Origin of the sequence: Streptomyces johnsoniae (assembly GCF_031845565.1) — a bacterium.
GTDB lineage: Bacteria > Actinomycetota > Actinomycetes > Streptomycetales > Streptomycetaceae > Streptomyces > Streptomyces johnsoniae.
Genome location: NZ_JAVREV010000011.1, coordinates 252,609 through 262,069 on the forward strand (window position 1 = coordinate 252,609; position 9,461 = coordinate 262,069).

A 9,461-nucleotide genomic window follows, 5' to 3' on the forward strand; every position below is an offset into this window, starting at 1 on the left:
GGCACCTGTTCGGCCCGCGGGACGGCCGTTCGGGCGTATGACCGTATTTTCCGGCGGCTCAGCGCAGGGCCGCCCTGCGGTAGGCCCACGTGGCCAGGGCGAGCGCCGCGGCGCCGACGGCGGCGCAGACGGCGAGGTTCGCCGCGACCGAGCCCCAGTCGGTCCGCGGGCCCAGGGCCGCGGCCAGCGCGTCGACACCGTAGCTGGACGGCAGCAGCTCCCTCAGCCAGCGCACCGGCTCCGGCAGCCGCCCCTCGGGCAGCACCCCGAGCAGCAGCGCCGCGGACATGCCCAGCTGTCCGCACAGGGTGGCCAGCTCGGCGCGCGGCGCCAGCAGCCCGAGCGCGGCGCCGAGCCCGGCGAGCGCGGCACCGGCCAGCGGTACGACGGCCGCGATCACCCACAGGCCGCCCATCGGCAGCTGGTAGAGCAGGCTCCCGGTGACGGCGGTGACGATCACGCCGGGCACCGTGAACGACGCGTACGCGGCGGCCGTGCCCAGCGCGACCGCCGCCGCGGGCACCGGCAGCGTCGCGTAGTGGTCGAGGCCGCCGGCGGACCGCAGCTGCCCGAAGTACTGGGCCAGCAGGTTGAGCGCGACGAACGCCACGACGAGCACGGCGGAGCCGGCCACGACGGCGCGCGCCTCCTCGCCCCCGCCGCCGTCCACGACGCCGCGCATCAGGACCATGATCCCGATGGACTGGAAGGTGGCGACGAACAGCAGCGGTATCCGCGCCACGCGGGCGCGCGAGAGCTGCGCCCGGTAGACCGCCCCGAGGGCGGGCCACAGGCGCGCGCCCGGCGCCAGGGGATGCACGGCGCTGATCGCGGATGTGCTCACGAGCGCTCCAGTCCCGCGCCCCGGCCGCCGAGCGCCAGGTAGACGTCCTCCAGGCTGGGGGTGGCCAGGGTGAAGTCGTCGAGCGCGGCGAACGCGGGCCCCTGGGTGACGGCGGCCACGACCGAACGGGCCCGCTCCGGCGGCAGCCGCAGCGTCCAGCGGCGGCCCGCGACGGTGGCCGCGCCGTACAGGGCGGCGATCTCCGGCTCGCCCAGCGGCGGTTCACCGCGCCAGACCAGGTCGAGGCGCACCTCGGAGCTGACCATGCCCTTCAGACCGCCCGGTGTGTCACAGGCGATGACGCGGCCCGAGTCGAGGACCGCGACCCGGTCGAGGACCGTTTCCGCCTCGATGACGTTGTGGGTGACGAGCAGCACCGTGGTGCCGTTCCCGGTGCGCCGCCGGTCGATCGCCGACCACACCGCGCGCCTGGCCACCGGGTCCATGCCGGCCGTCGGCTCGTCCAGCACGAGCACGGGGCGTTCGCCGGTGAGCGCGGCGGCCACGCAGGCGAGCCGCCGCTGCCCGCCGGACAGCTTCTTCAGCGGCTGCCCGGCCAGCGGCGCCAGCCCCAGCTCGTCGAGGACGGCGTCGCGCTCGCGGCGGGCCGCGTCGGACCCGAGGCCGCGCAGCCGCCCGGTGGTCTCGGCGGCGAGCGCCACCGTCAGCTCGTCGAGCGCGGTCGACTCCTGCCCGAGGTAGGCCAGCAGCCGCGCGGCCCGGCGCGGGTGGCGCACCAGGTCGTGCCCGAGCAGGGTGATGTGGCCGGCGTCGGGCCGCAGCAGGCCGGTGAGCTGCCGGACGAGCGTGGTCTTCCCCGCTCCGTTGGGCCCCAGCAGGCCGAAGATCTCCCCGCGGGCCACGTCCAGGCTGATGTCGTCGCTGGCGCGCACGGGCCGGGGCCGCTCGGCGTTCCGCCCGCGGCCGGCGCGGCCCCGCGCGGCCGGGTAGGTCTTGGTCAGGCCGCGCACGGCGAAGGCGGGCCGGGCGGCGGTCGCCGTACTGCCCGGCGCACGCCGCTCCGCCGTGGGGTGGGAGCCGGCCCGTGCGATGGATGAGGCCACGGTGGAGGAGCCTACGTGGCGGCCCGCGGCCGCCGGACACCGGGGCATGTTTCGGTCAAGTCGCCGCCCGCCCCGGGCCCGCGCCCTCAGGAGGCCCGTTCGGCGCCGGTGCGCCCGTCGACCTCGCGCCAGAAACCCGCGCGGATCGCGTACCGGTCCTGCTCGTCGATCTGATCGTCCTTGTGCGCGAGCAGGCCGAAGCGGGCCGCGTAGCGCAGCAGTTCACCGTCGATGCGGTGCGGGATGCGCGGGTACTCGCCGGAGAGCTGCTGCAAGTGGGCCGGGGCGGAGAGACGTTCGGCCCAGCGGCGGGCGAAGACCTGGCCGACCTCGAACGGGTCGCCGCTGACGGCCGTGATGTCCTCCTCGCGGTCGGCCCACCGCTGTTCGGCGGTGGTGAGCTGGGAGAGCATCGGCAGCCCGGCGACCTCGGGCGGCTCCTCCGGGGTGCCGCGGTCCACCCAGCCGCGGTCGGAGGACCAGCGCAGCGTGGCGGTGGCCGGGGGCGGGACGGGACGGCCGAGCGAGGCGAGGTCCTTGGGCGTCGGAACGCCTTTGACCGCGGGGCCGGTGGCGTCGCGGTGCGGGGGCGGGCAGGGGGGCTCCCCGGTCTGCGGGGCGCCGTTCTTCACGGCGACCGCCGGCTCCCGCCCGGCGGGCGCTCCCGCGGGCGCGCCGGTCTCCGGCAGCGGGGCGGCGAGGATGGCGGCGATCTCGGAACGCGGAACGCCGTGCGGGGTGCCGGGGACGGCCGCGTCGCTGACGCGCACGGCGCGGGTGATCCAGGCCCGGTCGAGGACGCGGCGTTCGTCGGCCTCGGCCACCAGGTCCTCGGACTGGTTGTAGTCGCCGTCGGCGGCCTGGACGGCCCAGAGGTGGACGGCAACGCCGTGCTCCTTGGCCGACATCAGGCCCGGCAGCAGGTCGCCGTCGCCCGTGACGAGGACGATGTCGGCGCAGGCGCGGTTGCGGGCCAGCTCGGTCAGTTCGGCGTGCATGGCCGCGTCGACGCCTTTCTGCGCCCACCGCCCGTCACTTCTGGTGAGCGCACCCAGGCGCACGGTGACGCGCGGCATGACGCGCAGGCGCCGGTGTTCCGGCTGGGGCACGCGGTCGGGCGCGCCGTCGAACCAGTAGATCCGCAGGAGCGGCCGGCCGGTGTCCGCCTCGGCGCGCTCCCGCAGGCCCTGGATGAGGGCCGCGTGGTCCACGGTGATGCGGGGCCGGGCAGGTTCTCCGGCGAGAAGGCTGGCGGCGGCGCCAAGCAGATAGCCCGCGTCCACCAGGACGACGCAGCGGTCCACGTTGCACCTTCTTTCTCCCGACGTTCCCGTACCGTTTTCTTGAGTCTGCCCGACCACGCCGCCGTTATCTGTGCCAACTCGATCTTCGGCGTGGCGAATCGATGACCCTCGCCGCCCGGAATGCGAACTATGTTGCGCCGTGCGAATCTGGTGGCGGTCGGCGTTCCGCGCCCGGAGGATGATTCACCCAGGAGGCGATCATGGCCAGGAACAAGAACCGCAACCGCCGGTCGGAGCCGCAGCGTCCGGCCGAGCAGAGCCGCGCCGAGGTTCCTGAGGAGCAGCAGAAGACCAGGAAACGCGAGCGGCGCTTCGGCCACAACTGACGCGGCTCCAACGCCGCGGGGCGCACACCCCGTCGCGGGAAGTGCGCCCCGTGGCGCCGGAGCCGGGCCGGCCGGGCACCTTTCAGTCGGTGAAGGCGTGCCGTTCGTGTGCCGCCGCGAAATACCGCGCGTCGGACACCTGGGACACGACGGATTGCGCGGGCTGTTCGCCACGGCGGGCGATGTCCCAGGCTTCGTGGACACACCGCAGCCTGTCCTCGAATGCCGCGCCGGGGAAATACACGGCCAGCGCGTGCACGGCCTCCTGCCGGGAACTGTGCACCTGGCGCAGCAGGAATACTGCCTTTTCGATCATCCGGGTCTCCATGACGGCCCACCCCTCGATTGTCGAAATCCTCCCTTTCGAAGGTAGACCTCGGAATTACCCGTTTCGGTAAAGCAGCTTCCATCATCGCGCCAACTTGCGGCATCACCCGGCCAAGCAGGCGGGCCCGAGCAGTGCCTTGAGGTCGCCGAAAAGCGCGGGATCGGCCTGCACCCGGTGCCGGTCCAGGCGCAGCACGGTCGTGGTCCGCGCGCTCTGGAGCTTCACCCGCACCTCGGTCGGCCCGCGGTGCTGGCCGAGCACCTCCCCGAGCCGCTCCACCAGCGGCGGGGTGACTCTCAGGGTGGGAATGGTGATGGTCACGGGGGAATCGGCGGACGCCTCCGACAGGTCGGGCACCATCAGCTCCATGGCGACCAGCCGCGGGACGTCCTCGCGCTTGTCGAGGCGACCCTTGACGAACACCACGGTGTCCTCGACGAGTTGTGTGGAGACCAGTTGGTAGGTGGCGGGGAAGAACATGCAGTCGATGGAGCCCGCCAGGTCCTCCACGGTGGCGATGGCCCAGGGGTTGCCCTGCTTGGTCATCTTGCGCTGGAGGCCGGAGATGATGCCGCCGATGGTGACGATCGCGCCGTCGCTGTAGTCGCCTCCGGTCAGTGCCGAGATGGCCGCGTCCGCCTTGTCGTCGAGCACGTGCTCGATGCCGAACAGCGGGTGGTCGGACACGTACAGGCCGAGCATCTCCCGTTCCTGCGCGAGGAGATACGCCTTCTCCCACTCCTCCTCGGTGAAGACGACGTCCATGCCGAAGCCGGGCCCTTCGCTGCCGGCGTCGTCGTCCATGCCCCCGAAGAGGTCGAACTGTCCCTCGGCCTCCTTGCGCTTGACCTGCACGACGTTGTCGATCATCGGCTCGAAATGCGCGGTCAGGCCCTTGCGCGTGTGCTCCAGGCTGTCGAATCCGCCGGCCTTGATCAGCGACTCGATGGTGCGCTTGTTGCAGACCACCGCCTCGACCTTGTCCAGGAAATCGGGGAACGAGCTGTACTTCCCCTTCGCCTTCCTCGTGGCCACGATCGAATCGACAACATTCTGCCCCACGTTGCGGACGGCGGTGAGGCCGAAAACGATCGTCTCGTCTCCGCGCGGGGTGAAGAAAGCCTCCGACTCGTTCACGTCGGGCGGCAGCACCTTGATCCCCATGCGCCGGCACTCGTTCAGATAGACGGCCGACTTGTCCTTGTCGTCCCGCACGGAGGTGAGCAGCGCGGCCATGTACTCGGCCGGGTAATTGGCCTTGAGATATGCCGTCCAGTAGGTGACAAGGCCATATGCCGACGAGTGCGCCTTGTTGAACGCGTAGCCGGAGAACGGCACCAGCACGTCCCACACGGCCTGGATGGCCTCGTCGGAGTAGTCGCGCTCCCGCATGCCCTTCTGGAACGGAAGGAACTCCTTGTCCAGGATCTCCTTCTTCTTCTTGCCCATGGCCCGGCGGAGCAGGTCCGCTTGTCCGAGGCTGTAGCCGGCCAGCACCTGCGCCGCCTTCTGCACCTGCTCCTGATACACGATCAGGCCGTAGGTGACGTCGAGGACCTCCTTCAGCGGCTCTTCCAGCTCCTTGTGGATCGGCGTGATCTCCTGCTGGCCGTTCTTGCGCAGGGCGTAGTTGATGTGCGAGTTCATGCCCATGGGGCCCGGCCGGTACAGGGCGCCGACGGCGGAGATGTCCTCGAAGTCGGTCGGCTTCATCATCCGCAGCAGCGACCGCATGGGCCCGCCGTCGAACTGGAAGACGCCCAGCGTGTCCCCGCGCCCCAGCAACTCGAACGTCTTCGGGTCGTCGAGCGTCAGATTGAGCAGCTCGATGTCGACGTCCTTGTTCTTTTTGATCAGCTTGACCGCGTCATCCATGATCGTGAGATTCCGCAGGCCCAGGAAGTCCATCTTCAGCAGGCCGAGCGCCTCACACGTCGGATAGTCCCACTGCGTGACGACCACACCGTCGTTCTTCGGCGCGAACAGCGGCACGTGGTCGACCAGCCGCTCGCTGGACATGATCACGCCCGCGGCGTGCATGCCCATCTGCCGGACCAGCCCCTCCAGGCCACGCGCGGTGTCGATGACCTTCCGCACGTCCGGCTCGTTCTCGTACATGCCGCGGACCTCGGCGGCCTCGCTGAACCGCGGGTGGTCCTTGTCCGTGATGCCGGACAGCGGAATGCCCTTGCCCAGCACGTCCGCGGGCATCGCCTTCGTGATGCGGTCACCCATCGCGTAGGGGTAACCCAGCACGCGCGAGGCGTCCTTGATGGCCGCCTTCGCCTTGATCGTGCCGTAGGTGCCGATCATCGACACCTTGTCGGCGCCGTACTTCTCGGTGACGTAACGGATCACCTCGCCGCGCCTGCGCTCGTCGAAGTCGATGTCGACATCCGGCATGGAGACGCGCTCCGGGTTGAGGAAGCGCTCGAAGATCAGACCGTGGTCGATCGGGTCGAGGTCGGTGATGCCCAGCGCGTACGACACGATCGAACCGGCCGCGGAACCGCGCCCAGGGCCGACCGCGATGCCCTGCTGCTTGGCCCACATGATGAAGTCCGCGACCACGAGGAAGTAGCCGGGGAACCCCATCTGGATGATGACGCCCATCTCGTACTCGGCCTGCCGCTGCCGCGACTCCGGCACCCCGCCCGGGTAGCGGCGGGCCATGCCGCGGGCCACCTCCGCCTGGAACCAGGAGACCTCCGTGTACCCCTCGGGCACGTCGAAGCGCGGCATCAGGTCCCGCGGCTCGAACCAGCCGCTGGTCTCGACCTGCTCGGCCACCAGGCGGGTGTTGGCGCAGCCCTGCTGCCAGGCGTCGGAGGAGTCGATGGCGTACATCTCCTCCGGCGACTTCAGGTAGTACCCCGAGCCGTCGAAGCGGAAGCGATCGGGGTCCGACAGGTTTTTCCCGGTCTGCACGCATAGCAGCGCGTCGTGCGCGGCCGACTCGTGGGCGTACGTGTAGTGCGAGTCGTTCGTCACCAGCGGCGGGATGCCCAGCTTGCGGCCGATCTCCAGCAGCCCGTCCCTGACCCGGGTCTCGATTTCGAGACCGTGGTCCATCAGTTCGAGGAAGTACCGGTCCTTTCCGAAGATCTCCCGGTACTCCCCCGCCGCCTTCAGCGCCTCCTCGGGCTGACCGAGCCGCAGCCGCGTCTGCACCTCGCCGGAAGGACAGCCGGTGGACGCGATCAGGCCCTCCGCGTGCTGCGCGATGGTCTCCCGGTCCATACGGGGCCACTTGACGAAAAAGCCCTCGGTGTAGGCGTCGGAGGAGAGCCGGAACAGGTTGTGCAGCCCCGTCCTGTTGTACGCCCAGATCGTCTTGTGCGTGTAACCGCCGGAGCCGGAGACGTCGTCCCGCTTCTGATGCGGCTGCCCCCACTGCACCCGCCGCTTGTGCCGCCGCGACTCCGGCGCCACGTACGCCTCGATGCCGATGATCGGCGTGATCTCCGCGGCCCGCGCCTGCTGGAAGAAGTCGTAGGCGCCGTGCAGGTTCCCGTGGTCGGTGATGGCGATGTGTGACATGCCCATCTCCCGGCACGCCTTGAACATGTCCGCAAGCCGCGCCGCTCCGTCGAGCAGCGAGTACTGGGTGTGCACATGCAGGTGTGTGAAGGGCTTCGTCACTCCACGGCCTTCCGCAGCAGGGGCTTGGATCACCCTGAACCCTACATCCGCACCAGCCGCACCGGCCCCGCGCACGCGATCCCAATTCCTCGGCGTTTCCGCAGGTCAGAGCCATGATCACGGCAATGCCCAAGGTCAGGACGGTGCCCCGCTCCCGGCCCGGGAACGCACGCCGCCCACCCGGGGGAAGGCCGGCCGGAAAACCTCACCCGGCACCGCCCGTACCCCCGCCCCGCGGGCCGTGGCACACTCGGGCTCGATGGGTATATCGGCTCCTGGCATGCGTGCGGCCCGCGCGGCGATGTTCGCCGCGCTGTGCGTCACGCTCTCCGCCGGTGCCCACGTCCTGCTGTCCGGCGCGCCCCTGCCCGCACCGGCCGTCGCCGCCGTCGGCGCCGCGGTTTTCGCGTGTGCCTGGCTGCTGTTCGGCGGCGGGGAACGCGGCTTCCGCGCCATCGCCGCGCTGCTCGTTCCCCTGCACCTGGCGGCCGACACCCTCTTCACCGCGGGACAGTCCACCTGCTACGGCCCCGGCGGCGGCCCGGTCACCGGGCCGCTGCGGCTGCTCGGCGTGGACCTGCTCTGTGCCGGCGAGGTCGGCACCCCGCTCGTCAACCTCGCGGCCGCCGGCCGCGGGCCGCTGGACGCGGCCGATCCGGCCGGGCCCTGGGTACTGCTGGCCGCGCACGTCTGCGCCGGTCTGGCCGCGGCCGGCTGGCTGCGCTGCGGCGAACGGGCCCTGGCCCGGCTCCTGCACGCCGCCGTCGCGGCCGGCTTCCGGCCGCTGCTGCTCGCCGTCACGTTCCGCAACGTGCCCGCGGCCGAGCCCCCGCGGCTGCCGCGCCGCCCGCGGACCGCCCCCGCGGCGCCGATCGCGCCGCCCCTGGCCCACTCCGTCCTCCGTCGGGGCCCGCCCAGCGCGGCGCTCGCCCACTGAGCGAGCACCCCGCACCGGCAGTCACCCGTCCCGGCCGCCCCGCCGCGCCCGGGACCACCGACACTTCTCGACGGAGATATCCCATGAGCAAGCGCAACACCTCCGTGGCCAAACGCGAGGCCCGCGAACGGCTGCGTGCCGAGCGCGAACGCCAGGCCAAGCGCGAAAAGGTGCGCCGCCAGGCAATCGTCGGCGGCTCGGCCCTGGCCCTCCTGGCCGTCGCCGGCGGCGTCGGCGTGGCCGTCGCCAACATGGGCGGCGACTCGGACAACACCGACTGGGGCGCCGTCCGCACGCAGATCGAGGACGGCGGGTCGGGCGAGTTCGCCGCCGACGCCCCGGCCAACACCTCGGGCGAGGACGGCCTGACCATCCGCATCGGCGAGGAGGACGCGGCCAACACCCTCACTCTGTTCGAGGACCCGCGCTGCCCCGCCTGCGCCAACTTCGAGCAGAGCATCGGCGACAGCGTCCACGCGGGCATCGACGACGGCACCTTCGCCGTCGAGTACGTCTTCGGCTCCTTCCTCGACGACCGGCTCGGCGGCTCCGGCTCCAAGAACGCCCTGACCGCACTCGGCGCCGCACTCGACGTCAGCCCCTCGGCGTTCCTGGACCTCCAGGCGGCCCTCTACTCCGAGGAGTTCCACCCCGCCGAGTCGTCCGACGCGTTCGCCGACGACGAGCGGCTGATCGAGATAGCCCAGGAGGTTCCCGAGCTGGAGGGCAACGCGGACTTCGAAGCCGCGGTCACCGACAGCACGTTCGCCGTCTGGGCCCTCCAGATGTCCGACAAGTTCGATGCCGCGCCCGACGTGTCCGGCACCCCGACGCTGAAGTACAACGACGAGGTCGTGGACGTTCCCAAGACGCCAGAGGACTTCGCCGCGGTCATCGAGGCGAACAGCGTCCAGCCCTGAGACGGACGCCGTGCCCGGGGCGCGACCGGGTAACGAAGCTGCCACAAGGGCCGGGGGGGGGGGGCGGCGCCGACCGGGCCGGCCGGACCCGGGCGG

General features: G+C 71.5%; 8 protein-coding genes. 3 read left to right on the forward strand and 5 right to left on the reverse strand.

Going from position 1 to position 9,461, the window contains the following annotated elements:
* Positions 1 to 58: 58 nt before the first annotated feature.
* The 3 genes from RM779_RS20850 to RM779_RS20860 all read right to left on the reverse strand — a co-directional run bounded on the left by RM779_RS20850 (position 59) and on the right by RM779_RS20860 (position 3,212).
* Entirely contained in the window at positions 59 to 844 is a 786-nt protein-coding gene (locus tag RM779_RS20850) for an ABC transporter permease (protein WP_311619247.1), read from the reverse strand.
* The gene (locus RM779_RS20855; protein WP_311619274.1) at positions 841 to 1,815 is read right to left on the reverse strand and encodes an ABC transporter ATP-binding protein; all 975 of its coding nucleotides are present in this window, start codon (positions 1,813 to 1,815) and stop codon (positions 841 to 843) included. The genes RM779_RS20850 and RM779_RS20855 overlap by 4 nt, the downstream gene beginning before the upstream one ends.
* 179 nt (positions 1,816 to 1,994) lie before the next feature.
* Complete coding sequence (locus tag RM779_RS20860) at positions 1,995 to 3,212, reverse strand: NYN domain-containing protein (RefSeq protein ID WP_311619248.1); 1,218 nt, start codon at positions 3,210 to 3,212, stop codon at positions 1,995 to 1,997.
* Positions 3,213 to 3,412: 200 nt separating this feature from the next.
* Between RM779_RS20860 and RM779_RS20865 the strand changes: the two genes are divergently transcribed.
* Positions 3,413 to 3,538 (forward strand): hypothetical protein, encoded by a 126-nt coding sequence (locus RM779_RS20865; protein WP_311619249.1) that lies wholly within the window; start codon positions 3,413 to 3,415, stop codon positions 3,536 to 3,538.
* 82 nt (positions 3,539 to 3,620) lie between these two features.
* Here RM779_RS20865 and RM779_RS20870 read toward each other — a convergent pair whose 3' ends face one another.
* Positions 3,621 to 3,854 (reverse strand): hypothetical protein, encoded by a 234-nt coding sequence (locus tag RM779_RS20870; RefSeq protein WP_311619250.1) that lies wholly within the window; start codon positions 3,852 to 3,854, stop codon positions 3,621 to 3,623.
* A 114-nt stretch (positions 3,855 to 3,968) separates the two neighbouring features.
* Positions 3,969 to 7,508: a DNA polymerase III subunit alpha gene (gene dnaE / locus RM779_RS20875; protein ID WP_311619251.1), complete on the reverse strand. Its 3,540-nt coding sequence runs from the start codon at positions 7,506 to 7,508 to the stop codon at positions 3,969 to 3,971.
* A 280-nt stretch (positions 7,509 to 7,788) separates the two neighbouring features.
* Between dnaE and RM779_RS20880 the strand changes: the two genes are divergently transcribed.
* Both RM779_RS20880 and RM779_RS20885 read left to right on the forward strand, forming a co-directional pair.
* A complete protein-coding gene (locus tag RM779_RS20880) occupies positions 7,789 to 8,445 on the forward strand; it encodes a hypothetical protein (RefSeq protein ID WP_311619252.1) in 657 nt (218 codons plus the stop codon).
* An 83-nt stretch (positions 8,446 to 8,528) separates the two neighbouring features.
* Positions 8,529 to 9,365, forward strand: a complete 837-nt coding sequence (locus RM779_RS20885; protein WP_311619253.1) for a thioredoxin domain-containing protein — start codon at positions 8,529 to 8,531, stop codon at positions 9,363 to 9,365.
* Positions 9,366 to 9,461: the final 96 nt, after the last annotated feature.